Raw genomic sequence first — 25,020 nt, 5'->3', positions numbered from 1 at the left:
CCGGATTTCAGCGCGCTGAAGTTTACCAGGTACAATCAGTATGAATCGCTGGTTCTACCGTTGTGCAAATGGCTGTTGGAGCAGGGCGTCAACTTCCGCTACGACGTCGAAGTCACCGATGTCGATTTCGACATAAAGGCCGGATGCAAGCAGGCCACGGCTATCCACTGGCTGGAGGACGGCGTCGCCGGCGGCATCGGCCTTGGCGCCGACGATCTTGTATTCATGACGATCGGGTCGCTCACCGAAAACTCGGACCAGGCAGACCATCACACGCCCTCCAGGCTCGACGAAGGCCCGGCGCCTGCTTGGGATCTGTGGCGGCGTATTGCGGCCAAGGACGCGGCGTTCGGCCGCCCGGATGTCTTCGGCGGCAATATTCCTGCAACCAAATGGCAATCGGCGACGATCACGACTCTAGATGCGCGCATTCCAGCCTATATCCGCAAGATCGCCAAACGCGATCCGTTCAGCGGCAAGGTCGTCACGGGAGGGATCGTCACGGCGAAGGATTCGAACTGGCTGCTCAGTTGGACTGTAAACCGTCAACCGCATTTCAAGTACCAGCCCAGTAATCAGATCGTCGTCTGGGTCTACTCACTTTTCGTCGACAAGCCTGGCGACTACGTGAACAAGCCGATGCAAGATTGCACGGGCGAGGAAATCACGCAGGAATGGTTGTATCACCTCGGCGTGCCGGTCGAGGACATACCGGGACTCGCCGCGATGGCCGCAAAGACAGTGCCGGTGATGATGCCCTACGTCACCTCTCTCTTCATGCCGCGGCAGGCGGGTGATCGACCAAATGTCGTGCCCAAAGGCGCTATCAATTTTGCCTTCATCGGCCAGTTTGCTGAGTCGGCGGAGAGCGATTGCGTCTTCACGACCGAATACTCAGTGCGCACGGCGATGGAGGCCGTCTACACGCTCCTCAACGTCGAACGTGGTGTGCCAGAGGTGTTCAATTCGACCTATGATATCCGCAAGCTGCTTGCGGCAATCGGCAGACTGCGCGACGGCAAGGAAATCCGAATTCCCGGTCCGGCGTTCTTGCGCGACCTAATGCTGAAGAATATCGGCGCTACAGAACCCGGCAAGACTGCTCAATGAATATCATCGATCTCCGAGTGAGGGCTTTGTGCGTTCGCCTGTCTTGTGCAGCTGGAGAGCTCGTTCTCCACGGCCCGTACGAGTGTGAATTGCAAGGGGCAAGCCCTTCGTCGAGTGTCGAAGGCGGCACACTCGTAACATTGCACATGACGGTACACGCGAAGGGCGGAATTGTTCTCGGGCCGCGATTCATAACATGGCGTGGTAATGGAAGCCGCAACAATCGTGCCCGCACATAATGCTGGCGGCCGACCCGTCTGCGTGACACTCGCGTTCGATGTGCCACCTGAGCTCCAAATCGACCAGGTGGCGGAAGGAGGTTTTCTCAGGACGCGCCGAGATGCAGTATCCATAACGTCGCCGGTCGGCGACGTGCAGCCCGGCTGCGGATAAAGCAGAGTGCGATCGGGGCCTTGTTTCTCAAGCTTAGTGGGTTGCTTGCCTTACCGCAGACGATGGCGATGGTTTGAGATGATCCAATATTTTCGAGCCTTCGCTGAACGACTTCGACCAGAATTTCTCCGCGAAGTCCAGATGGCACTTCAGTAGCTCTGAGGGAGTTTTAGAGTCGGCAAGATTTCTCAGAAAGCTTGCTTGTTCGTGCAGAGAGGAAGCAGCCAAACTTAATCCATCCTTTAATGCCGCGGCGTACAGGTGCCTTGTCGATTCGATCGATTTTTGCCATTCCGGAAAAATTGATGGAATGCGTGATGCCGCTGCTGCAGGTTCTCCAACGCCATCGGCGGCGGCGCCGGTCAGTCCGGGCTCTGGACGTGGCCGCCGTTCGCGTTTCTCGTCTTCGGTTGTATTCGCGTTCATTCGACGTCTCCTAGCCTAAAAGAGGATTTGTAACACCTGAGTTGTTTCGCTGCTCAGTTCCGATCGTCAACCTTCAGAAGGTTACCACACCCTCCAACATGTCATACCTACCTCTTTTGGTACGGCGTGATCGCGCCGCAAATTGCGCATTCTAGGCGCCACTTGCTGGAATGTTCACCCATCCCCGGTTCAGAGGCTGAGAACCGCGGCAACCTCGTTGAGGACGAGCGCTGACTGTGTAGATCGACGGTGCTGCCAAAGGTGGTGCGGTCGCACGTCGATGCGCTTTGCCGTGATTGCGGCTGGCATTGGCCGCCATCACGCTCGCATCCATCGCGATGGCGCGGGAACGATAACCTGCCGTTTGGGCGGGGCGGCTCACGGGTATGGCGCGGACGCCTGGTTGATGTTGGGGGCGACGCCCGGCCGTTCAATCCGAACGACGCCGTCCATGTCGATATCCTGGATTCTCGAAGTCGGGATCGAGCAGGCGAAGCCCCGTGGCGACGTCATCAACGTTCGTCTCCCCATCCGGCTCTCGGAATCGGCCATCTGCATATTCCGTTTCGCGATTGCGCGTGCATTCGGTTTGCCTGTCGCGGGCGCGCGGCGCTTTTGCCTGCCACTTTCTCCTTTTGAGCGTCACGATGTGTAGCAGGCTATACTAACAGCTTAGTCCAGTCTCGTAAAACCGCCGCTCGACCCGCGCCGCAGGAAATTGAAGCTTTTCCGGCGAGGTGTGTTGTGGGCATGGCGAGATACTCCTTTGTCAGTGGGCTAAGAACGGTCCGAACCGGGCGCTCATCGTACCCCGTAGGTCAAGGTGCACACCGCGCAAAGATCGGCGCAGGCAACGATGCCGTCGGCTGTGCTGCCGATCGATAGTGATGCTGTGGCTGATGAAGGGGCGCGCACAGCTTGGGTCCGCCAGGTAGGCCCATACTGGCCCGTGGCGCTGCGGCCGGAGAGCAATATCAGCTACGCTGATGCCCGAGGCCTTTCACGTCTCGAGGCAAACGAGCTCGCGCGTTGACCTTGACGCCCCGCGGCGAGGTAAATCTGGGCCGTCGCGCTCGCGGTTAGCCAATATAGTTGAGGTTAACCGCGCTATGTTATTGACGTTGCGCCCCTATGCTTGATCCATTGCACCGGAAACTGCACACCCGGCCCACCGGAGAGGTGGAAGTGTCCTTCCAGCTGACCGTCCTGAAAGTGCTGGCCGGCCAATCTGCCGGGCGGGCCTCCGTTGCCGACATAAGGCACGCCGTTGAAATCCTGATGAACAGCGGCCGTGACTGGACCGATCGCATGAAGCGGCTGGCCGAACGCGCACCTGACCTGAATATCTTCTCGGCCGGGTTTGTCTTTCGCGATACTCTTGGCTGGGAAATCACGGAAGAGGGGGCGGCAATTCCTCTCCGCGCTCGAAAAGGCCGTCGCCGATCAGAGCGAGCGGCCTCGATCAGCCATCGATCCCCCATCCAGCGAAGTCACCGCGCAACCGGTCATGGATGCGCAAAATCACTTATTCCTCCCCATAGTCACCGTCAAAGGTCGCGGCGTCGCCGCGGGAAAGGCGGGTCTAATCGACGTAGAGCATGACGCGGCGCAGCTTTAACTTGTCACGCGGCCTCTGGCCGAACCGCGTGCCGATATTTTGCAGCGAAGTTTCTAAGAGTGTGTCGTATCAACTTCCTGACAGTGGTCTCAAGCTGACAATAGAACCTCGACAATCTCTCAACGCGCGATGAATGGGCGGAGCACGCCCCGATGGGCGGCATTCATGTTTGGTGGAGTGGGCGCGCGTCGATTCGCGCAGCTTGGATAAATGAGTTGATTTTCAACGTAGGATGTTGTTGTCGCCGCGTGAGCCGATCGCTTACAAGCTCAGCGCGTGTAAATCTTTTGAAGAGCGTGGGTGAAACTGGCTAATCCCATTGGTAAGCAAGTGTTGCGTACATGGACCAGGCCGGAATCCTGCTCATCAAGCCGACGCGCGCGCGGAAGCTGCGTCTGTGGCGTAATTTGTGCAGTCTAACCGCTTAATTGTGGAAGTGGACTTCCTCGAAGGATGTGGCGAGTTTCCGAGCCGACACCTTAGTTGCTGCGCTGCTCTCGCAGGCGACAGCTGAGACGTTGCTCTCTTGCCGGGGAGCTTGATGACTGCGAAAGTCCTGGTTAGATCACTGTCCTTCAATTTGGAGAATCGTGCGGTGGCAATGGGTATTGTGAAGTGGTTCAATCCGACGAAGGGATATGGCTTCATCAGGCCGGAAGATGGAGGGCCGGATGTCTTCGTGCATATCCGTGCAGTCGAGAAGGCAGGCTATACGGGGTTAGAAGAGGGGGCTCGGGTCAGTTACGAGCTGAAGGCCAATCGCTCGGGCAAGATGTCAGCCGAAGATCTCCGGGTCGGGTAATCAGATCTGTGCGGTGATCTCTCTCCACTCGTCAGACTGCCGTCCGGTCCGGCCGCGGAGAACTGCTGCGCGCTACTGATGGACCGGCTCTTGTGGCGTGTGCGTCGTCACGTTCAGCGAGAGCGTGCAAGCGCAATCTCTCGAATGGTCCACGCTTGGCAAGCAGTCGAGGAACCGAATGGTTGGCGCGCGGTTTGTGCGTTTCGCAAGGAGTTCGTCCAACTCGGCAAAAGCTTGCAGCTACCATGAACGATGTCGGAGATCGCCATGCACGCCGCCCTGAGCCTGATCGCGATCTGGCTGCTGATCAACGCGCTGTTCTTTGTCGTGATGACGCCCGTCGGTAAATCGGCCCGTAACGCTCGGCGGGAAGCAGAGCGTACACACTCCATGTTCGGAGGTAAGCATTAGGCGACCGGCGGGTACATCGCCACGTCCCGGTCATGGCCCTAACGATCGAAGCCGCTGGTCTATCCGAAGACGCGAGGCTATCCGCCCGGCAATTCGTCGATGTCAACTTCTGAACCAATGTCGGCAAGTTGACATCGCCATGCGGCCGGAGCGGCTGAAACGCACGACTTTTCGGCCGGCACGCGGCTTGCAGTGTTCGAGCTGCCAGCTGGCACAAGCCGCCCAATGCACGCTGACGAGATCGGATGCGCATTGTTGGCTGCTTCCGCTTAACGCGAGACCTGCAAGCGTGGCCGTTCGACCTCATCCGGGACAAGCCCATGAACACGTCAGTGCTCTCCACCGCGTTGCGCTCGATTGCCTGTTTCACCTCCGCGGCGCTGTTGCAAGAGCGGACGGCTGCGGGGCCGGCTGACGACCCATTCCTTTGGCTCGAGGAGATCGAAGCGCCGCGCGCATTGGCTTGGGCACGGGCCGAGAACGACAAGACGCTTGGCGTGTTCCAGTCAGATCCCCGCTATCGGCGCTTTTACGAAGAGGCGCTCACCATCCTGCAGGCCAAGGAAGCAGGATGATCACGGCGCCCCATTCAGCATAGGAGGCGCGGAACGCGTCGACCTTGTCGGACAGGCCGTTAAGATGGATCAGCTTATGTCTACGGTTCGAACGGCGGCGACACACGGTCACCGGCGGCGCCGGCGTGACCGGATTCCGTACGTTTCGTTGGGGCGGCGCGGTCTGGAAAATTTCTGGCAAGACGACACGCAGGTGCGCGGCGTCTGGCGGCGCACCACGCTTGAGAGCTATCGCAGCCAAGACCCGCGATGGGAGACCATCCTCGATGTGGACGAACTGGCTGTCGCCGAGAACAAGAATTGGGTCTTTAAAGGTGGCAACTGCCTTCCGCCGGAAGAACGCCTCTGCCTGCTAACGCTTTCCGATGGCGGTAAGGACGCCGCGTTCATCCGTGAGTTCGACCGAGACGCCAAGGCCTTCGTTGAGGCCGGCTTTGATCTTCCCCAGGGTAAGCAGAGTGTCCGATGGCTCGATGGTGACACAGTCCTTCTTGCACGAGACTGGGGCGAAGGGACCCTGACGCAGGCCGGCTACCCCTTCGTGGTGAAGGAGCTCAAACGCGCTCAGCCGCTCGCTGAGGCGCGCGAGATTTTTCGGGGCCAACCGACCGATGTTCAGACGATGCCCTTCGTACTTCGTGACAGTGAAGGCCATATCCATGCGGCCGGCGCCATCCGCGTGATCAGCTCCTTCGAGCACGAGTATGTGCTCTTCGGCGCCAATGGGCCTATCACGCTCAATCTGCCCAGGAAGGCGGCTATCGTTGGGGTCGTGAGTGGCCGCCTGCTTGTGACGCTTGACGAAGAATGGACGCCGCCCGGCGACACCAGCTTCGCGACCGGTTCGATGATCTCGTATGACCTGGCCGAATGGAAGCAAGATCCGCTGCGCGCTAGACCGTCGCTTGTCTTCCAGCCTGGGCTCCGGCAGGCACTGAGCGGGCTCAGTCGCACGAGGAACTTGATGATCCTGACGATCCTTGACAACGTTCAGAGCAAGGCGTTCATCTACAAGTATGATCAAGGGGCTTGGTCCGCCACGCCGATCCCGGTCCCGGACAATGCGAATGTTAGCGTGTCAGCAGGTGATGTTCACGGTCTCCGACTATTTCACGCCAACATCGCTTTGGTACTTCGATGCCGCGAGCAAACAACTCGAGGCATTAAAGACGGCACCTGCGGCCTTCGATGGATCCCGGCATGTCGTGGAGCAGCTCGAAGCGACCTCGCGCGATGGCACGCGGATTCCCTACTTTCTGGTGCGGCCCAAGAACGCAAGATTTGACGGCGCGATCCTGACGCTTCTCTATGGTTATGGCGGGTTCCAGATTCCGCTCCTTCCATTCTATGCGGGACCAATGGGGCGGCTCTGGCTCGAACAGGGCAATGCTTATCTCGTTGCGAATCTGCGCGGGAAAACCTGATCCGCCGGAACATCACCAGTCCACGACGACTAGGCGTGATCGGCGGCAGCCAGGGCGGACTGCTTGTTGGCGCCGCAATCACCCAACGGCCCGAGCTCTTCAACGCGGCGATCATCCAGGTTCCGCTCTCTGACATGCTTCGATTCACCAAACTGGGCGCGGGCGCCTCCTGGATCGCCGAGTATGGTGACCCCACCATTCCCGAGCAGCGCACGTGGATCGAGGCCTACTCGCCCTACCAAAAGCTGGTGCCGGGCAAGACTTACCCCGCCCCTTTAATTCTCACCTCCACCAAGGATGGTCGCGTGCATCCAGCGCACGGCCGCAAGGCCGCCGCGAGGCTCGCTGCGCTGGGCCAGCCTTACTTCTACTACGAGAACATCGATGGGGGACATAGCGCTGCGGCCAATCTGATCGAATATGCGCGTCAGCTAGCCCTCGAATACACCTATGCATCCAGGCGGCTTTGTCTTGAGTAAGTTCGACGGACGGGGTGATCAAAGCCGATAAAGACCAGTCGTCTCGGCATCGCCACGTTGGTCAGCGGAGCTCATCAGCCGGCCGCAAGGCGATACCACCGAACGACGCGATCGGCGGGCAGGATGGTACGCCGGACTTTGACGACCCTTGGGAATTCGCGCCGCGCCCGAGAGGTCTTCGAACACGAGGTCGCCAATTGCGGCTCGCCATCCAGTCTGGCTAACCGCCCGCATTTCGGTCTGGCCGAATTTTCGCAGAGCATGATTGGCCCAAGACTTGCTACTCCAACCTCAAACTCCGTGAAATTCTTAAGAGATCACGCAGCAATCTCATGTTGCACCGAGCGGAGTTCTCCACTCGAAGCGAGCCTCACAGGCCAAGAGATCCGAAGCGCCTATGTGCCTCGATCGAGGTTTGATCGGAAGGTGGGCAGGGAGAGTAGGTTGGTAAGTTTGCCTGGCGGGCCGAGGGTCGAACGAGGTCTCAGTGGTTGGGCGGTCCCGCCAGTCAGCAATATCGGTTGTAGGTGCTGAAGAGAATCCAGGCTCATTGCAGGCCCAATAACAGCCACGCAGTTAGAGGGCGGGAAAGAAGCAAGTCAGATGCACAAACTACCGATCTTGAAAAGCCTTCATCTGTTTGAGGCGGTGAGCGAGTTTCCAAGCTTCTCAAAGGCGGCTGAGCGGCTGAACATGACGACCGGAGCGGTAAGTTACCAGATGCGCATCCTTGAAATTTGGTTCGGCAGGAGGCTGTTCGTTCGCCACAGCTCGGGCGTGCGGCTGACGTCCGACGGCGAACAGCTAAAGCACAGCTGTGCGAGCGTGTTCACAATGCTCGAGAAAGGATGCTACGAACTGCGAAGGCGCGATGCGGGAAGATCAGTGGTGGTGGGGTGCTCAACCACATTCTTGTCGCATAGCCTCTTACCTCGGATTGGTGCGTTCCGCCAACTACATTCGGACATTGACTTTGTCTTCGAGACCGATGCCGATCTAAACGCGTATCCGGCATATTGAAGCAACCGCTTCCCGTCCATGAGGTGCACGTATCCAACGAAATGATTGGCCCTGTAAGCAGCGCCGGCTGCACTCGAGGCGATCAAAAGCCCAGAAGACATCTTGTCAATTCCTCTGCTGCACGCGTCCGTCAGGTTGGACGCCTGGAACGAATGGGCCAACGCAGCTGCAATATGTTTGCGGGGATCGCGTGACGTCGTGTTCGATACATTCCCCTAGCTGTGAAGGCGGCCAAAAAGCGGACTTGGAGCCGCAATATCGTCGCAGGTTCTGGTCAGAAGCAACCTTAAAAAGGGGGAGCTTGTGGCTCCATTTGGCTTTGTGCCGATCGATCGCTCAATCTACATGTTTGTCAGTGAGCACGCGCGAAATATGGTCGCTGTTAAAGAGTTTCGGCGGAGGGTATTGGCAGAAATACTCAGCCGGGACTATCCACTGTCGCCGCTCCACGACGTGTCTCAAGAGGCGAAGCAGGTAGTCAATTGAAACTGTACCCGCAGGCTCACTCGTCACGTGAGTTCGTTGATGGCCGCGTGTCGACTTCCATAGCAGGCTCACACGAGGCAGAGTCTTCACGGATGAGGGGCCGGAAATCCGTGGTGCACTGCTAAGAGATGCAGGATTGTAAAAGGATCGTCGACATAGGCCAACCCCTTCGCGTATTCCGCATTTCCCCGGTGCAACGCTTCCCTTCTCGAAAATGAGAACGGGCACGGACTGATGATCGGGGCCGAGCCTCTCGATGAGCTCGGTTCGTGGCCGCAGCCAAGCAATCCGGTGAAGGTCGAGATTGGTGGCCCGACTTGGGAACGCGGACAGCACCCCCTCCAGCACGGCGCATTGCCAGCAATAGAACTCCTGCCCCGGAAATGCCGGATCTGCAAAGGGTCGTTCTAGAAGGCGCAGCTGATCGCGTGGCGTAGTGTGCATCGTGGATCTATCGATCGACAGGACATGAAATTTGAGAATGCCTGGATCTGACTATGGCGAAGGTCGGGACGACGAAAGCGAGAAATGCGCTAGCTGCACATATCAGCACGACCAGCCGGAAAGAGAGCTGATCACCCAGAAACGAAAAAACATGCCATTGCCTGCGACGCCGCTATAAGTACAACATTGAAACAGCCCGGAAAGGCGGCCGGCTCGATTCGGCGCCACTAACGAAACCATGTGCGTGTGAGCGGCAGCCGCAAATATTTGGCCGAAGCCAAGCATCGCGCTGCTGGAAGCGATCGCCACAGGCAGGCCCGCATCGAGTGACATGATTGCCAGGCATGCCGCGAGTAGCACCGCGGCCCCGGCGATGGTTGGTAAGGCGCCCAACCGGTCGAAAATCGGCTTGACAGCTAGCGCGCCCAGCAAGGCGAAAACGCCATTCGTCATGACAAACGTCAATAGAACGCCTCGATCAAGCACTCCTGCAGCTGTGGCACGTATTGCAGGATAGACGTTGATGAGGCCCGCTCCCAGATTGAGAAGAAGGACCGCAAAGAACGCGGGATAGAGCGGCGCCAAATCCAACATGGTTCCCGAGGACGGCGATTCAAGGACTGACGGAAGTCTATTGGAACGCTGCTTGATGCCAAAGAGCACCATCAAGGAAAGCATGACCGCCGATAAGTTGAGAGCCAAAACGCCGGGCAAGTGCAGCTGGTCGACGAGCATGGCACCTGCAAACATTCCGAGCAGATATGTGAGCCAGTCGATGTTGGCGATGTTGCGACGCACCGAGATCATGCTGTCTTCGGATGTGATACGGCGGAAGAAAGAGACTTCCGCGGACAAGTAGACGGGCTGGACCAAGCTCAGGACAGCGATTGAAGCATAGCTCAAAACAGAATCGATCTCGTCCGTGAAGGAGATGGAGAGCAGGGTGCAAATTCGAAGCACATTTACGATCATCATGACAGCGATCGGATCGCTTCTGTCGATAGGAGCAAAAATGACCGCAATCCCAAGGCCTGCAGCGCTGCAGCGCTGAAGAGATTGCTTTGCAGATCGGGGCTTTTGGAATTGATCTCGGCCGCGGCCAGATAGGATTGCAGAGCAGCTCGTGGTTTGTCTTGCCGCATCAAGATGTTGCCCTGCTCGAAGTGAGCTCCTACGCCGCATCAGCGCTTTACACCACGCTCGCCAGCCTCTCAGGCGCCCTCTGACGAATAAGACGGGCTAGTCGGGCGCGATCGGATCAGTAAGGCGGCGATTGACACTATAGGAGCTGTCAGCGCGTATGGGGAATGTCCTTTAAGAGTTGATCCAGATGGCCACGTGGGCATAGCTGCGGTATCGCAATGAATGGATTTTCTGAATCGATTTCACTGCCAAGGGTGGGCCGTTGCGCGGCACCCTAAACATAGCTCAATGGTACAGCAGTGGTGAACTTCAGATCCTCCATACTGATGAATGAGCTGACGTCAGCGAAGTCGAGCCGGGTGATCAGCTGTTTATAAACCTCATCGTAAACATCTACGCTCGGCACGACGAGGCGCAGCAAATAGTCGATCTCGCCCGTTAGGCGATAGGCTTCAACGATCTCTGGAATGTCGGCGATAGTGCGGCGGAAGTCCTCTACCCAGCCGATCGAATGATGTGAGGTGCGTACACCCACGAACACCGTCATGGGCAGATTGGCCTTGCGGCGATCCACCAGTGCGACGCGCCGACTGATCAAGCCGCTGTCTTCCATGCTCTTGATGCGACGCCAGCAGGCGGACACCGATAGATTGGTCGATTTGGCAAGCTCTGTGACCGGAATCGATGCATCCGCTTGCAAGCGGTCCAAAATCTTTCGATCGCGATCGTCCAAGAGGCATGTCCTTTCAGCCGGCTTCGGGGGCGGGCGCAAATAGTTTTTGCGTTGGAGAAATAAGGAGTTTGATTTGCGCTTACCAGCGATATCGAGCGAAACAATGCCGAGATTTGCTGCATACGGCACGTTAAGCTCATGTGGCGTTCGGTTGAAGTGGAGAACACCAAAGTGGAGCAGACGATCGGACTCATCGGGGGGATGAGTTGGGAGAGCACAGCCATTTACTACAAGGAAATCAACGAAATCGTGCGCCGGCGACGCGGCGGCCTGGCATCCGCCGACATCTTGCTGCGTTCGGTGAATTTTGAGGATATCAACGCCCTGCAGAGAGCGGGAGACTGGGAACAAGCCGCCAAACGTTTGGCGAAGATCGCTCGACAGCTGGTGGATGGTGGTGCTGGATGCATCCTCATCTGCACCAATACGATGCATCTGATTGCCGACACGGTCGCGGAGAACCTAGGCGTGCCGCTCATCCACATCATCGATGTGACCGGAGCAGCTCTCGTCACAGCGAGCATCAAGCGGCCGCTGTTGCTGGCCACGCTCTACACAATGGAGCAGCCGTTCTATTGTGACCGACTGCGTGAGCGGTTCGATCTTTCGCCGATCGTGCCCGACGAGAAGGATCGAAGCCGGATCCACAATGTTATTTTCAATGAGCTTTGCTGCGGTGTCATTTCGGATCAGTCACGTCAGGCCTTTATTGAAATCATCGCGCGCGGTCGCGCAAGAGGCGCCGATGCGGTCATCCTCGGCTGCACCGAGATCGGCCTGCTGATCGGGCCGGAGCATACACAGCTGTCGCTGTTCGATTCGGCCAAGCTGCACGCCAAGGCGGCAGCTGACTTCGCCGACGGCAAGCCGCCTGCCGGCGCCGTTTCAGTTGAGCCGCACAGAGGCTGTCCCACGATGACAGCTGATCGAGCGCCACGATATTCCCTCAGCTCTCATTTGCAAAGCTGCGCCGAGGTGGAAGAGCATTGATTCGAGATCTGCGCACTCGATGGTGTGTGCTTGGTCAGTCCGCCCAGACCACTTGTGGTATGAGCCATTTCAGCCCAGTGATCGAAGACGTCGGTTGTCCGAAGCCCGACAGTCAGACGTCGGTATCCAGACAGCGCGCCGAGAGGTGCCGCGATTCGTCAAAACGGCCGTCGGCGTCACTGGCACGTCGGTTGCTCGATGTGCCGAGCATCCGCTGCGGCGACTATTGCGATCTCGCGGCACCTGATCTGTAAGTCAGATGAAGCTTGCTCGTTCATTTCAAGTGGTCAGCGAGCTGCATCGGAGACGCAGCCTCGCCTGGCAAGCTCTCTATCTTCCGGTGGGGCTTCGGTCCTGCGCCGAGGATAAGATTGACTCTGTGCGGTATCGACGAATGGCGATCCTAAACGTGCTTCGCACAATTCGAACAACTTGCTGTGAACAGTTCCTCAAGTCGTTCTGGCAAAGGTCCACCTTCTGCCGGAGATCAACAGTCCAAGGCTTTGAGGATTGTAGTCATCTGCAGAACGGAGACCGTACGTAAATGACCATTGAGCCGATCGAGGATAATTGGCGGCTTGAAGAGGAATCGAGGCGACGAGACGAGCCCAAAGTCAAGCTCCTTCGCGCGCGATCGGATGTGGCCAGGTACCAAGCAGAATTGACAGAGCTTGAGCAAGCGCTGAAGCGTGAAGACGGCTCATCGATCTGCTCTGGGACACTTCAGCGCACGTGCGCAGGAGGTCGGAGAGCGTAACGTGCGACCACGTCAATTGGAGCCTGTCTCGGATCCCGCTAACCTGCGAGCGGATGCTGGGGGCAGCGTCCGACCGAGCGACAGCTGGAAGTAGGCTGCCAACCGGGTCTTCGCAACAGGGGCTTGGCTTGGTGCAATGGCTGAGCGGTGTAGAGCGCAAGAATTCGCGCACAAGTGCAAGTGGCGAGAAGCCAAGCCGCGAACGCTCACGCGCGTGACAAGTGTTGGGATCAGCCGTTTTGACCGGCTCATCTTTGTTCGCTCACAAGCAAGGCGCTGTCGCCGGGTTGCAAGGTTCACGCCTCCTCTGCGTCTTATAAATGTCATCTTGCCCAGGCCAGTGAGCCGCGCTACGGCCGATCCAGCCAGCGCTCAGCTTCACACAAAGCATGCTGCAAGGATGCGGGCGGCAAAGCTCGAGGTAGTCGATGACAAAGCGTTTCCGCGACTGGGCCTTATTGTCCTTCGTTGCTTTCATCGTTTTCTGCCCTATGGCCAAGGCGCAGGACCGCCGCATTGTTGCCGAACCTGTTGCACCTCACACGGTCTGCGACCGCCCGGTGCCGTCTGGCACAAACGATACGGCCAGGTTGCAAGACGCCATCGACCATTGCCCCGCCGGCGCGGCGGTCTATCTGGGCCGCGGCCAGTACTTCTCGGGCCCGCTCGGGATGAAATCAGGCGTCACCTTATGGATCGGACGTGGCGCCACGCTTGTCGCCATGGCCGAACCAGCTCTCTATGACAAAGGCCGGCGCCATTGTGGACGGATCGCAGGCAAGGGCGATGGTTGCCGTCCGTTCATCAGCTTTTCCAAGACGCGTGGCGGCGGCATCTATGGCGACGGCACCATCGATGGCCAGGGTGGAGCAGCCATGGCCGGCAGCACCGAAACTTGGTGGCAGTTGGCCCGCCGCGCCCAGACTGAGAGCGGCAATCAGAACGCCCCGCGTTTGATCCAGATCGATCAGGCGCAGGACATCACGTTCTATGGTGTCACGCTACGCAATGCGCCCAATTTCCACGTCGTGATGAACAGGGTCGAAGGTGCCACCTTTTGGGGGCTCACGATCGATGCGCCGGCCGAGGCCCGCAACACCGACGGCATCGACCCTGGCGCCAGCCAGGATGTGACCATCACCCGCAGCTTTATCCGCACTGGAGACGATAACGTGGCCATCAAAGCCGGCGACAATGGCCCAAGCCGTCATATCTCCATCGTCGACAATTACTTCGGCTGGGGACATGGAATGTCGATCGGCAGCGAAGTGAACTCCGGCGCCAGCGACATATTGGTGCGAGACCTGACGCTGGATGGCACGACATTCGGCCTGCGCATCAAGAGCGATGTCAGTCGAGGCGGCTTGGTGGAGCGAGTGACATATGAGAACGTGTGTCTGCGCGGCAACCGATGGCCGATCGCCTTCGATACAAAGTACAATCCACACGCACAAGGCTTCAGCATTCCAGTCTATCGCCGGATCGCTCTGCGCCATGTGCGCGGCGACAACGGTACGCTGCTGATGCGCGGTGTAGACGGCAAGCATGCACTTGACGTGACGCTGGAGGATGTTCGGTTTGCCGAGTCTGCGACTTGGCGGCTGGAAAACGCCAATGTAACCGCCGATCATTCTGCAGTGTCGCCGCCGCTGCCCGGCCGGGCTGGAGAGAGGGGGCCGGGCGGGTGGGAGCAATGCGCAAAGGCCTTCCGGAACTAGTTAATGCGTAACCACAACAACTTCGTGTCCGGCGGGTCAGGTTTCGTGTCAATGCGGTTGAGATTGAGTGGCGTTGCGCCCCGGGTCGTTTCATGGCGCTCACGTCCCTGCCAAGCTTTCCGAGAAGACTTGTCGCGGTCAGCCGCTCTGGAAATCGCGCGCAAGTTCCCGGCGGCATACTCGCTGCGTTGGCAAGGTTCGGCTGCTGTTGCGCTGCGGCAGTTTGTATCGATCATCGAGCGCGCAGCGGATCGGATGGAGAAGGTCATATGCGAATGATCGCGCTATCCGCTGCGGCTCTCGCGGAATGTTGCTCTGTCTCGGCAGCCGATACTCAGTTGCTTTTTGTGTCGCACGCCGGAGAGACGGCCTATCACTCCGTGCAGGCAGCCATTGACGCACTGCCACCGCAAGGCGGGGATATCCAGATCGCGCCTGGCATCTATCGCGAAAAGGTCAAAGTCCTCAAACCTGGTGTTCATCTCAAAGGTACCGGCAAAAAGCCGGATGATACGATCATCGTGTACGGCGATGGCGCAATCAACGTGGGAGGGACAGCCCGTTCTGCGACGCTCAACGCCTCGGGCGATGACTTCCGGCTCGACAATCTGACGGTCCAAAACGACTATTCCCTCAAGGGGGACAATCCAGCTTCGCAGGCCGTGGCGCTATCGGTGACCGGCGACCGGGACGCAATCATCCATGTTCGCCTGCTTGGCGCCCAGGATACATTGTTCGCCGGTAAGGGCCCTAACGGTCGAATGTCGCGGCAGTACTTCTCTGATTGCTACATCGAGGGGCATGTCGACTTCGTTTTTGGCAATGCGAAGGCCTATTTCAGGCGCTGTGAGTTGCACGGCATCGCAAATCAAGCGGTTTTGTATACGGCGCAGAGCAAAGGAGCACCGGGCGAGGACAGTGCCTTTGTGTTCGATCAGTGCAGGCTGACTGCCGAGCCTGGTGCGCGCTATGTTGCGCTTGGCCGCGCTTGGCGCCCCTATGCCACAGTGATCTTCCTGTCGACGAAGATCGATGCGCCGGTCATTGCGGAAGGCTGGCGCGAATGGGCCCCCGGCAAGACGGATACGTTCAGGACGGCCTACTATGCCGAATACAAATCCTCCAGCATCGGGGCCAATCCCGCAGGCCGCGAGCCTCATTCTCATCAATTGACTGACAGCGAAGCCGCGAAATGGTCGCTGAAAGCGTTCTTCGGGGGCGCGATAGATTGGCTGTCCAGCGAACCTTCAAGATAAAAATTAGACGAACGCTCGGGAAGTGGAGGGTTTTCAAACCCTTTGACCCGAGCCTCGTTGCGCTCGGGCGGCTCGTCCACAGCAACTCGCATTCGGGCAGGGGCGGCCATCGTAGCGCGCCAGATTCTTGTTGCCTCCTTTAGAAGAAAAGCAAAGCGATCGACATTGCCGGCTGCGAATTCTTAATTCTTGTCAGCTTTTCGAAAGCTGGATCCCGTATTCTCCAGAATCCAACGACCGCTGAACGGCTGCCGCTTGCGGCCTTGTAAGGCGTGCGGATTGCGCAAGCCCTGTACCATCGCAAGGAGAGCAGGATGGATCCAACCGACCCCTTCTTCAATTCGGGCGCTTGAATCGAGGAGTACGCCGCGCAACAGGCGCGAGCAGGCAACGCAAGCCAGCAAAGCAACTTTGAGCGGCGGATGGAGGATTTGCAGGTTGATTCGACGGATGGGACCCCCGCAAGCTCGCCTTCGCCGGATCGGGCTGTCGCAGAGGGCCGTGGACGGATCAGCCGAGGCGATATCGGCGGTTCGATGCGGATGCCGCCACACCCTGGTTCTAGAGGCGGCGCGCTCAGCGGTGCGCGGGCGAGCGTGGACATTCCCCGCTTTCAGCTTGGAGCTTCGCCCTAGCGCCGCAGTCCAGTTTGCGGGATGACCCGTTCAGCAGCGAACGCTACAGCTTGCCGGACTCAGACGCTGCGGTTCACGCCAAGAGCGGAAAAATCCGCGGACTGTGGTCACGCATCAGATCGGGGGCGGCAAAGCCCTTGGCGGGAGCAGGAGTAAAAAACCCTCGCGAGACGCGGGGCAGTCAGAGGTTTCTTCAACGAAGCGTCGCATTCATTACGCGAGGCAGCCGGCCGGACGCGCGGGGTCGACGCGCTCATCAAAGAGTTAGCGGCAGGCAATCTCAGCGAAGGCAACATCAAAAATGCGGCGACCGACCCGCGCCGTTTGAGCGTGCGCCTGCGGGAGAACGGCAGGCGCGATTGGCTCGCTTTTCGAATTCGTCTGGCACAGGAGGCGCAGCGCTGGCAGGAACGCGGGAGAACCATCGTCAGCAGCTGGATCGCGACCGTGGATTTACGGATACCATGGACCTGCCAGCCATGCCCCTGCCGTCGACGGCTTCGCCTGTCTGTCCCATCATCCACGGCACGAGGTGCGTACGGCCGGCGACGACATAGAACAAGATGCCGATCGGCGGCAGCCTGAGGCCAATCCTCAAATCCTGACCGAAACCGCCGCGCCACAGGTAGAGCGGGAAGGTCTGGCAGACCAGAATCGAGTCCAAGCTTAGTCAACAAATAAACTCCCGCCCAATTGCTTGATTCACGATGATCGTAGCCGAGTCTCGCGCCGATTGAAGCTGGTGCTAGGAGTTCATCCGGATCTCGTTGAAAGATCATAACTATGCTCGTGCGAACGCGAGCATGCTTGTGACCTAGTTCGCGGTGGTCCGGGTTACTTCATAATCGCTTCGGCCTCTGCACGAAACGCGTGGCGCGAGCCATCTCGTGAATAGAACATGTGACCGCCTGGAAAGACTACGAGTTTGACGCGCGGTGCTGAGGCAAATGGCGGCAATTGGTCGAGCACGATCTGTGATCCGAGATAAGGCGTGACGAGGTCAAACAGGCCGTGCCCGACTAGCAATTGCATCTTCGGGTCCGTTGCGAGAATCTGGCGCAGCTCCGACAGCGACTCCGGAGGCCCGCGGCCGAAATCCCAAGCCTGCGCGACCGCGCCGTTGACTAGCTCATAGGAGCCGTCCGGCCGCCAGTTTAGCTTGCGCGTAAGGAGATCGACAGTGGCGCTGCTCAGAGGTGCGAGCAGCGTGTCGCTGGAGGGATCGCCGGAAAGATGGAAATCCGAGTCCGGATACGGATCGAGCCCACGCACTGAGGCGTCATAATTGCCGATTAACTTGCCGTTCTTACGATCGAACTCACGGCGAAACTCGGCGAGCTCAAAGCGGCCCGCGAGCCTGCGACTCACCGCCTGATCGATGCCGGTCAGCGCCGCGACCTTGTCGGCCAGACGTGTGGTCGCTTCCTTGTCCGCCTGACCTTTGATGAGGTCGACCAGAAACTCTCCGCGTGCATAAGCTTCCACGTCGGCGAGATCGGCTCGCTTTACCGGACCCTCGGCTTCACGCAGGGTCGCGACATAGCTCGGCAGTGTTGCGATGTATTGCAGCAGGCCAGTGCGGGCATACTGGCCGTAGTCGAAGAGTGGCGAGACCATTATAAGGCCCTTGACGCCTATGCCCTGCCGCATCTGCAACTGGTGCACAACCTTTGGCCCGCGAATACCCCCATAGCTTTCACCCACGATGTATTTCGGCGACAACAGCCGGTCATGCTTTTCGAGCCAGCGGCGGACCACCAGCGCGAGCGCGTTGACGTCGCCGTCAACGGAAAAGAGCCGCTTGCGCACATCATCGCCGGTCCCCACGAAACGGCTATAGCCTGTGCCCACGGGGTCGAGAAACACCAAATCGGTGAAATCTAGCCAAGTCTCCGCGTTTGGCCTCACCTCCGGAAAAGTGGATGGCGTGACCTCGTCAGCATTGATCGGTAGCCGCCACGGTCCGGCATTGCCGAGCTGCAGCCAGGCCGATGATGAGCCCGGTCCGCCGTTGAAGAAGAACGTTACCGGGCGCGTGCCGCGATCGGCGCCGTCAAGCTGATAGGACGTATAGGCGATGTCGGCCTCCGGTTCGCCCTTCTTGTCGAACAGGCGGATGGAGCCGCCCGTCGCGATGAAAGAGAGCGTCCGCCCAGGGAGATCAAGCGTTTGCCTGGTGCTGGAGTCCGGCGGCAGGCGATGGTGCTCGGCCGCCGACGGCGTACTCGGCGCTTGGCCGGCGTGTTCGCCGGCGCCGCCCTTCTGGCCGGCCGGCGTCGTGGCATTGGCGCGCGGCGGCGGATCGTCTGCCCGCACGCTCCCCATGATCCCGCAAGCAAACAGGATCAACGCAAGAGAGGTGCTGCGCAGTGCGGTCGACGACATAGAGGTTCTCCTGTGCAAGGCTTGCACTGTTGGTGCGCGAGGCGTGTCTGTCAAAACGGTCTAGTCACTAGCTCATGCGTGGGAACAACAAACCTACCAGAGTCAGCAGTTGCCACCGTCGGCGGGTGCAGATCATATGCCCGACCATCGCCAATCGCCCCGGTTGGCGGTTCGACCCCTGATCAGCTCAACGCGCTCGCCCTTCACGGCATGGCCATCGCCAAGCTGCGCCAGCAGGCCGCCGTCGAGGACATCGACTATCGCACTCCGCGCGGTCTGGACCGCAGCCTTCTGGCAATGCTGGTCGAAGGCGGCTGGATCGCCCACCACGCCAACCTGCCGATCTGCGGCCCCCCCCCGGCGTCGAGAGCCTGCGGCGAACCCGCAAGCCCGGCCGAAAGGCCTGAGCCAGTGGCTCCGTGGACATGCCGCCGCGCGTGGACAACGCGAAGGGCGTTGCCCACATGCCCGCAGCAGGAGCAGCAAAAAAACCAATTCCTTCGAGCCGCGATTCTAGATTGGCCTCGCGGCTTCGCCGATACCAGAAACCAAACAGCCAGAACGCCTCGCGCCCCGGGCGATGGGCGAGATCATCTCGGAATCCTGGGCGAGATCAAATCGGTACACCCAGGCGAAATCATCGGAATCGCAATCGAGAAGCTCGCTGTCGCATGCTCCATGAAAAGGTAAGAGCAAAACGAGGCTTGCGATGATCTAGAAGAATATCAGCGTAGACACCAACAGGTCGAGGGCGTGCTCCGTTTGGGGCGTGTGTGTGATGCTCGTCGGGTTATGGATGTATGACAGGCCGATGCTCGCATATATTCCCGGCGCGAGATACGCAGTGTATGTTCCCGTGATTGCTGTTGTATCGCGATGCACGAGCTCGCCCTTGGCCAAGGCAGCATCCACCGCAAACTTGCTCCAGACGGTGTTGGTGGCAACGAGAGCCATCAGATCACTGGGCCGACTATCAAAAGGTCCCTTCGCATAAAGGCGAAGCTCGTAGTACTGGCTGATTCTGTTGAGGTCGGGCGGTGCTCCCATGAGAGAGAATCCGCCATAGATACCACGAGATGGTGCCCCCTGGACGTCACTCTGCCAGAGCTGCTGGTCCGCGGCGATGTAGTGAAAACTATTGCCGCTATGCCTTTGCCGGTCCGGGTCCGCTACATTCTTGTAGCGGCTGCTGCTGAAACCAGCGCCTGCCCGCAACCACGTGTCAGGCACGCCGGGAGCGGCCTTGCTCTTGTAGCCAATCTCGTCGATGAAAAGAATGCCCGCGTTTGCTGTGCTCCAGTTCACGCCGCTGGGATTCTCGGTTACATGCGCATAGGGTCCATCTGGACTGATTGAGCGCTGCACGGAGACTTTGTTGTACCAGCGATCATCGAAATTGTACTTCAGGTTGAGGGCGGGGGTCGGCGCCGCGTTGGTGCTCATCCCTGCTTGGAACAGGGCGAACATGTTTGATCCTGAAATTCCTCCGAACAATGTGCCGGTGAATTCGTTCTGATTTCTAAGATAGCCAAACTTGAGTTCGAGTGTCCTGTCGAGGAAAGTTTGGTAGTAAGCGAGCGTGTTGAGTCCTACTCGATCTGGCCCCGGGCGCTTCCATGTCCAGTATTGCTGCTCGGCCCCCACGGCAATTTGACCATCAGCAATACCGAAGCGGCTGAGATCGTAGGTGACGATCATGAAGTTCGCCGTGGCAAATGTCGGATTTTGTCCCATATAGAGCTGGTTTGCGAAGCTGCTTCTGGCTGCATTCGGCAGCTGGTTGTCTGCAAAGCTGTTGTGCGTCCAGCCGATATACCCGATGCCGATGTCCGCCAGCGCAGATCTGGCGCCGCCCTTGTCCTGATCTATCGTATCGGCAGGCCCAGGAATGGCGAGCCACAACCCCTTTTCTCGTAGATTTTCGAAACGCGCGAAAGGGTCGATCGCCGCTTGTGTTCTCGTCTGGGTAGCCTGATCGGCACTGCCGCTCTTTTTGAGAGGCATGCTGGGACCAGTTGCCGGCGCCGCGGCACGGGGTCCGGATGCCTTACTGATCAAGCGGATGGAGAGCCTTGTCGCCCGATCGGGAGCGGTGCTGCGGCTCCTTTTGGTGACCTGATCTGCAGTATCTCTGTTGAGATCAAGCTCGTTAGCGGCTTTTGCCAGAACTGAATTGCCGACCAGACAAGCCGCCAGCGGAAGTGCGACAACCCGGCGCCGTCGCTTCGAGCTGTATGCAAGTGTCGCCGTAGCCGAAGATGTTCGAGACGTTATCGCCGAAACAATGCGATCGCGCATAATGTACTTCGCGTCCCTATCTGCGAGCCGTGAATGGATCGAGCGTCGGCCTGATTGCCCGAGAAGCGGCCTTCCCAGCCTTTGGAGTCTGAAGGCTATGGTGACCTCTAAAAGCAAAAGGTCTCGTACGTCCCCAGCGGGACCGGCTTAACCGTCCCGAACCTCGTCACCCGGGGAGGGCGAGGATGATCTGGCCTGCACGTAGCTTGTGCATCATGCGTGGCGCCGAGTGCGAGCGGCGTGCTGGCTCGATGAGGTGCTGATGACGAACGAGCTTCAGCTGTCCTTGCCAGCAAGACATCGCGAGCGACCGTGCTTCGTGATGGCGCAGAGGAGTCTTATGGTGCCGAACATCGTGCTTGAAGACGTCATTCTCGACGAAATGGTAGTCACCGAAAGCAACCCCCGCCGGTGACGAGGGCAGGCATCATGAAGCTTTGTTGGCAGCTCGGTCACCGAAAGACGAGGCAATAGACGGGCGCGAGGTCTGGAAAATGTTGCCGTCTGTGCCCCCGGCGATCGTGGCAGAGTGTTCTGCGTGCTGGCGCAGGAGAACGGAGAAAATAGCATTCGAGCAGCTTTGATCGCTGCCGGAGGACAGTTGGCGAATCCGTCAGCTCCATTAGCGCGGCCAGATCTATGGTGCATTCCGAGTTCCTTGACAAATGATCCGTGGGGCGTTCGATGGCCACGCTTGCCAGCTGTCCATCGTCTCGATCAACCTGCCGAGATTGGTAGTTGCAATGGCTGCCGGTCCAATGGCATGGCGCCCCTCGGCCAGGTGCTGAGGTGGCTAGCTGGCAGGGCTGAGTTTCCGTCGCAACGCACTCCGGCGAGTTGGCGCGGTTCGTATTCGGCCGCAGCAGGGTGAGAAAATCTGCAAGGATCTTGTGAATCGTGAGAAAATGCTGCGCCGTCGCTCGCAAAGACGCGAAGCAGTACGCCGCTGCTGACGGTAAGATGCAGGAGATCCCCGCTAGGGGTCTTTTGCGCTGAAAAAGAGCCCACAGTGGAGCCAAAGGGCAAACGATCGGAGGTTGCGAAGAATGATCGTGCCCGGGGGGGCGCGGGCGGCTGCAGCCCGTCAGCATCGCAGGCTATTGCAGCAACGAGCAGCCTATTGGGTCGGGGAAGTCGCGCGTGGAACCATGGAGATGACAGATCAGGCTGCCGCCTCGGACTTGCGGCCGCTCTTGCACAGCTCGTTAGGGCGCATTCGCTGGGGTTTGATGTTTCTTGTTGTCTTCGTCGGCCTGGGTGCAGCGGCAGCCCATTTTGCATCGAGCCTCGCAGAGTTCGTCGAAACGCCTGCCGCTGGGCAAGTCGGTTCAACGATGGTTCTGTCACCGGAGGACAGGGCATCCCTGACCGAGACACAGGGGGCGCAGCAGAAGCTGAGCGATGACATCGCAGAGCTCACCCGCCACATCGATGCCCAGCGGGGCGACCTCCAAGCGATCTTGGATCAACTCACCACACTGACTTCGCGAATCGACACCTTGCAGATTCCGGCGCCTGGTCCATCTGCTCCTTCCGCTGCTACTTTGCCGCCAGACAAAGCGGTCTTGAGCTCCGTCAAGAAACGCATCGGACGCTCAAAACCACAGGGTCCTGTTTCGGTCGGAGGCGCGCCTTTGATCGCAGGACCGATCGGCGAGCGCTGACACCACAGACCGGTCGCCTCCGTATCGCTGTCTCACCGCGTCGCCACCGCCGGGGCGGGGCCCGCGCCGGGCGCCGCGTCAAGCTGCCTCGCGCCGCCTCGACCCGAACCGGATATGGATTGGCCCCTTCCATCACATGTCTCGTTCAGTGCAGCCGGATCTTCGCGATCACAGCGAGAAGATCCGCTACGGACGGCCTCCGCCGTAAGTCCGAACCGAAACGCCTGTCGATCTGAATGATGGGCCCGAGCAACGCCGAACCTGGACTATCCTAGTGGCTCTGCACAGTGATTTTGACTGGTTAGCACCATCGGGGTCCAACGGACTTTCAGCAGAAGCTAAGAGCGCTAAGGATGCCGGGGTCATCTAACGGGCCAGACAATTCGCAGGGCAGCCCGTCGCCGGCCGGGGCGCGGACGCGTCTCCCGCGGGCTCGCGTGAATCTTCCGTATAGAGAGTTCGCGTTGCACGACGATCCTGGCCTTGTGCGCGACCCATCGCAGCACAGCCTGTCGGTGGAGGTCACCGCTGCGTCTGGGTCCAAAGGTCGGCATCGACGCCGTGTAGCCGCATGGCTTCGCGCGCCGCGTATAAGCGTCGCGCTGAGCGTCGGAATGGAAGCGATTCAACGCGCCACGCTGAGACCATGGCGTTTAAGTTGAAGTCCTGCTCCCAGTTCATGGCTCATAGAAGGGATTGTTGCCGGGCAGTAGGTAGTTCGAGCGAGCAATCGTCGCGTTACGACCAACATTGCCTACTATGTCAAGCCGCTATCCCTGGACGGAGCGGCCGTCGCGAGTCCATCGGGAGCCATTGTCCGTTGCAAGCAGGTTCTACGATTAAATTCTTCAGACAATTGAAGCGTCTCCGCACTGAGCGAGTATGCCGCGCGGTTGGCACGATCGCCAAGATCGGGGATTTCGGGTCAGTTGGTCGCAAACTTGTCAGAGAGACGCGAGCTCACGACGAACATCAATTGGCGATCGTGACAGCGGTGATCGCTCACCATCCCCCCGCGTAGCGCTCATGGCTCATCAAGACGTCGAGGGGAGCCTCATAGGGCTGGTAGGTCAAATTTGGCTTGAAGCTGACGTAAGGTCATATTGTAGCGTCGCCAGCGAAACATGACCAAAAGCAGGCTCGATCCGATAATGCATTTTAGATTTACAGACTTCGACGACGTGCGCGCCGCAAACAGAGCATATAGCAAGGCTTCGGGAGTAGGTTATCATCGCAGTAGACTGCGCGGGACGCCGCATCTCGAGCAGCAGGCAGCTTCAGCTCTTGACATATGGACTTGGTGTCTCTCGCCTCAAGAGAGGATCAATTACATCCGAAAACATCGTTCCCAATTCCGGTTTGACAGCTACGGCCAGATGATCGGTGTCGTCCGCGGTCATTGCTTCAGTGGTTACGCATCCGAGCTCATCAAATGGCGAAATCGATTCAGGGCCAACACGTGGCGTGCTGCCGTGTTGTTTTGCGCTGGGACTTGGGCAATCCTCATTTATGCTGTCCTCCGAGTGCTAGATATTGTTCGCAATTGACTGGAGTTCCCATAGTAAGGCCGTTCACCGCTGCGTGAATTGAAAGTCTTTAGTATGCGCGTGAACGGTTGCAAGCCGACTCGTGTCTGCAGCCGTAGCTCGGACTCGTCCCATCTTCGGCGCGTTACGGATTTGGTTCACGTGCCATCGGATAGTCATGAGATTGCCGCCCACGAACAGGGCCCCGTCTCGGTTGGTCATCCGATGATCCAATCTTGATCCGAAGCTCCTGCCGGAGCTAATCTGACCGCCGAACCCAACCTATCAAAATCACTGTGCAGAGCCACTCGGCGAGCGTGATATCCGGCTTCGCTGTCACCGCCTCCAGAATCAATTGCGAATGCGCTTCGATGCGCTGCGATTTGCGGTCACCGCCCTGGCGTTTAGGAACGATGTCGCCAACTTCCTTGAGGCGACCGCGCCAGCGGATCGCGCTGGCCGCGCTGACACCAAAGCGCTCGGCAGCCTGTCGACAGGACATGCCACCGTCAATCGCGGCTATAACCCTTTGACGAAGATCAACCGAAAGCGCCCTGGCCATACATGCTGGCCTCCCTCGCCAGCATGCAGCTTGAATCTGACTCGCGCCGTTTTGGGAATCCCCACCCGATTCGTTCCGGTCGGAAAATGCTCTAGTATGACCGTACGGGCCGCGGCCCGCGACCTCATTTGATGCTTCGGAACTGTGCGCATATGGGTGGTCTTC

General features: G+C 58.9%; 19 protein-coding genes and 4 pseudogenes. 13 read left to right on the top strand and 10 right to left on the bottom strand.

The window, feature by feature from the left end; all coding sequences use genetic code 11:
- Positions 1-1,117 (top strand): annotated as a pseudogene (locus K359_RS0141260) (oleate hydratase); the annotation flags it as partial.
- A gap of 419 nt (positions 1,118-1,536) precedes the next feature.
- On the opposite strand, the gene K359_RS59715 reads toward K359_RS0141260, so the two are convergent.
- Complete coding sequence (locus K359_RS59715) at positions 1,537-1,929, bottom strand: hypothetical protein (RefSeq protein ID WP_084518698.1); 393 nt, start codon at positions 1,927-1,929, stop codon at positions 1,537-1,539.
- Between the two features lie 280 nt (positions 1,930-2,209).
- On the opposite strand from K359_RS59715, the gene K359_RS0141255 reads away from it, so the two are divergent.
- The 4 genes from K359_RS0141255 (at position 2,210) to K359_RS54840 (ending at position 5,335) form a co-directional block, all read left to right on the top strand.
- A complete protein-coding gene (locus K359_RS0141255; RefSeq protein ID WP_029084429.1) occupies positions 2,210-2,584 on the top strand; it encodes a hypothetical protein in 375 nt (124 codons plus the stop codon).
- A 1,558-nt stretch (positions 2,585-4,142) separates the two neighbouring features.
- On the top strand, positions 4,143-4,349 hold the full coding sequence (locus K359_RS0141245; RefSeq protein ID WP_029084427.1) for a cold-shock protein: 207 nt from the start codon (positions 4,143-4,145) through the stop codon (positions 4,347-4,349).
- Positions 4,350-4,616: 267 nt separating this feature from the next.
- Positions 4,617-4,760, top strand: a complete 144-nt coding sequence (locus K359_RS62210; protein ID WP_156928958.1) for a hypothetical protein — start codon at positions 4,617-4,619, stop codon at positions 4,758-4,760.
- A 245-nt stretch (positions 4,761-5,005) separates the two neighbouring features.
- Positions 5,006-5,335, top strand: coding sequence for a hypothetical protein (locus K359_RS54840; protein ID WP_035978014.1), 330 nt, complete (start codon positions 5,006-5,008; stop codon positions 5,333-5,335).
- Here K359_RS54840 and K359_RS65010 read toward each other — a convergent pair.
- Positions 5,325-5,414: pseudogene (locus tag K359_RS65010) on the bottom strand (DedA family protein); the annotation flags it as partial. The gene K359_RS54840 and the pseudogene K359_RS65010 overlap by 11 nt on opposite strands.
- Here K359_RS65010 and K359_RS59710 point away from each other — a divergent pair.
- The 3 genes from K359_RS59710 to K359_RS0141230 all read left to right on the top strand — a co-directional run bounded on the left by K359_RS59710 (position 5,400) and on the right by K359_RS0141230 (position 8,258).
- Positions 5,400-6,620, top strand: coding sequence for a hypothetical protein (locus K359_RS59710; protein WP_338028979.1), 1,221 nt, complete (start codon positions 5,400-5,402; stop codon positions 6,618-6,620). The pseudogene K359_RS65010 and the gene K359_RS59710 sit on opposite strands and share 15 nt — an antisense overlap.
- Before the next feature lie 57 nt (positions 6,621-6,677).
- Positions 6,678-7,238: a prolyl oligopeptidase family serine peptidase gene (locus K359_RS65005; RefSeq protein WP_338028994.1), complete on the top strand. Its 561-nt coding sequence runs from the start codon at positions 6,678-6,680 to the stop codon at positions 7,236-7,238.
- A 603-nt stretch (positions 7,239-7,841) separates the two neighbouring features.
- Positions 7,842-8,258 (top strand): LysR family transcriptional regulator, encoded by a 417-nt coding sequence (locus K359_RS0141230; protein ID WP_029084426.1) that lies wholly within the window; start codon positions 7,842-7,844, stop codon positions 8,256-8,258.
- Between the two features lie 336 nt (positions 8,259-8,594).
- Here K359_RS0141230 and K359_RS66410 read toward each other — a convergent pair whose 3' ends face one another.
- From K359_RS66410 to K359_RS0141215, 3 genes are all read right to left on the bottom strand, one after another.
- Positions 8,595-9,188, bottom strand: coding sequence for a DUF3088 family protein (locus K359_RS66410; protein ID WP_215907974.1), 594 nt, complete (start codon positions 9,186-9,188; stop codon positions 8,595-8,597).
- 102 nt (positions 9,189-9,290) lie between these two features.
- Positions 9,291-10,163 (bottom strand): hypothetical protein, encoded by an 873-nt coding sequence (locus K359_RS0141225; protein ID WP_029084425.1) that lies wholly within the window; start codon positions 10,161-10,163, stop codon positions 9,291-9,293.
- 442 nt (positions 10,164-10,605) lie between these two features.
- Positions 10,606-11,064 carry an Lrp/AsnC family transcriptional regulator gene (locus tag K359_RS0141215; protein ID WP_029084424.1) on the bottom strand — a complete coding sequence of 153 codons (459 nt, stop codon included), beginning with the start codon at positions 11,062-11,064 and terminating at the stop codon, positions 10,606-10,608.
- Between the two features lie 138 nt (positions 11,065-11,202).
- On the opposite strand from K359_RS0141215, the gene K359_RS54830 reads away from it, so the two are divergent.
- The 3 genes from K359_RS54830 to K359_RS54825 all read left to right on the top strand — a co-directional run bounded on the left by K359_RS54830 (position 11,203) and on the right by K359_RS54825 (position 15,785).
- On the top strand, positions 11,203-12,054 hold the full coding sequence (locus K359_RS54830; RefSeq protein ID WP_084518697.1) for an aspartate/glutamate racemase family protein: 852 nt from the start codon (positions 11,203-11,205) through the stop codon (positions 12,052-12,054).
- A 1,185-nt stretch (positions 12,055-13,239) separates the two neighbouring features.
- Positions 13,240-14,529 carry a glycoside hydrolase family 28 protein gene (locus K359_RS0141200; RefSeq protein WP_029084423.1) on the top strand — a complete coding sequence of 430 codons (1,290 nt, stop codon included), beginning with the start codon at positions 13,240-13,242 and terminating at the stop codon, positions 14,527-14,529.
- Between the two features lie 269 nt (positions 14,530-14,798).
- Positions 14,799-15,785: a pectinesterase family protein gene (locus tag K359_RS54825; protein WP_051346694.1), complete on the top strand. Its 987-nt coding sequence runs from the start codon at positions 14,799-14,801 to the stop codon at positions 15,783-15,785.
- Between the two features lie 1,469 nt (positions 15,786-17,254).
- On the opposite strand, the gene K359_RS0141185 is transcribed toward K359_RS54825, so the two are convergent.
- From K359_RS0141185 to K359_RS57760, 3 genes are all read right to left on the bottom strand, one after another.
- Positions 17,255-18,805, bottom strand: a complete 1,551-nt coding sequence (locus K359_RS0141185; protein WP_029084421.1) for a S10 family peptidase — start codon at positions 18,803-18,805, stop codon at positions 17,255-17,257.
- A gap of 132 nt (positions 18,806-18,937) precedes the next feature.
- Positions 18,938-19,132, bottom strand: coding sequence for a hypothetical protein (locus K359_RS66405; RefSeq protein WP_029084420.1), 195 nt, complete (start codon positions 19,130-19,132; stop codon positions 18,938-18,940).
- Positions 19,133-19,519: 387 nt separating this feature from the next.
- Positions 19,520-21,103, bottom strand: a complete 1,584-nt coding sequence (locus tag K359_RS57760; RefSeq protein WP_084518695.1) for a carbohydrate porin — start codon at positions 21,101-21,103, stop codon at positions 19,520-19,522.
- Positions 21,104-21,365: 262 nt separating this feature from the next.
- On the opposite strand from K359_RS57760, the gene K359_RS0141170 reads away from it, so the two are divergent.
- Both K359_RS0141170 and K359_RS0141165 read left to right on the top strand, forming a co-directional pair.
- Positions 21,366-21,518 (top strand): hypothetical protein, encoded by a 153-nt coding sequence (locus tag K359_RS0141170; protein WP_156928957.1) that lies wholly within the window; start codon positions 21,366-21,368, stop codon positions 21,516-21,518.
- A gap of 739 nt (positions 21,519-22,257) precedes the next feature.
- The gene (locus K359_RS0141165; protein ID WP_224496603.1) at positions 22,258-22,767 is read left to right on the top strand and encodes a hypothetical protein; all 510 of its coding nucleotides are present in this window, start codon (positions 22,258-22,260) and stop codon (positions 22,765-22,767) included.
- 543 nt (positions 22,768-23,310) lie between these two features.
- Here the strand turns inward: K359_RS0141165 and K359_RS59695 are convergent.
- Both K359_RS59695 and K359_RS54815 read right to left on the bottom strand, forming a co-directional pair.
- Positions 23,311-23,522 (bottom strand): annotated as a pseudogene (locus tag K359_RS59695) (sarcosine oxidase subunit beta); the annotation flags it as partial.
- Positions 23,523-24,600: 1,078 nt separating this feature from the next.
- Positions 24,601-24,855: pseudogene (locus tag K359_RS54815) on the bottom strand (helix-turn-helix domain-containing protein); the annotation flags it as partial.
- Positions 24,856-25,020: the final 165 nt, after the last annotated feature.

The organism is Bradyrhizobium sp. th-b2 (assembly GCF_000426785.1).
GTDB lineage: Bacteria > Pseudomonadota > Alphaproteobacteria > Rhizobiales > Xanthobacteraceae > Bradyrhizobium > Bradyrhizobium septentrionale.
Note: the sequence above shows the minus strand (reverse complement) of the source record. Positions and strands in the feature narration are given on the sequence as shown.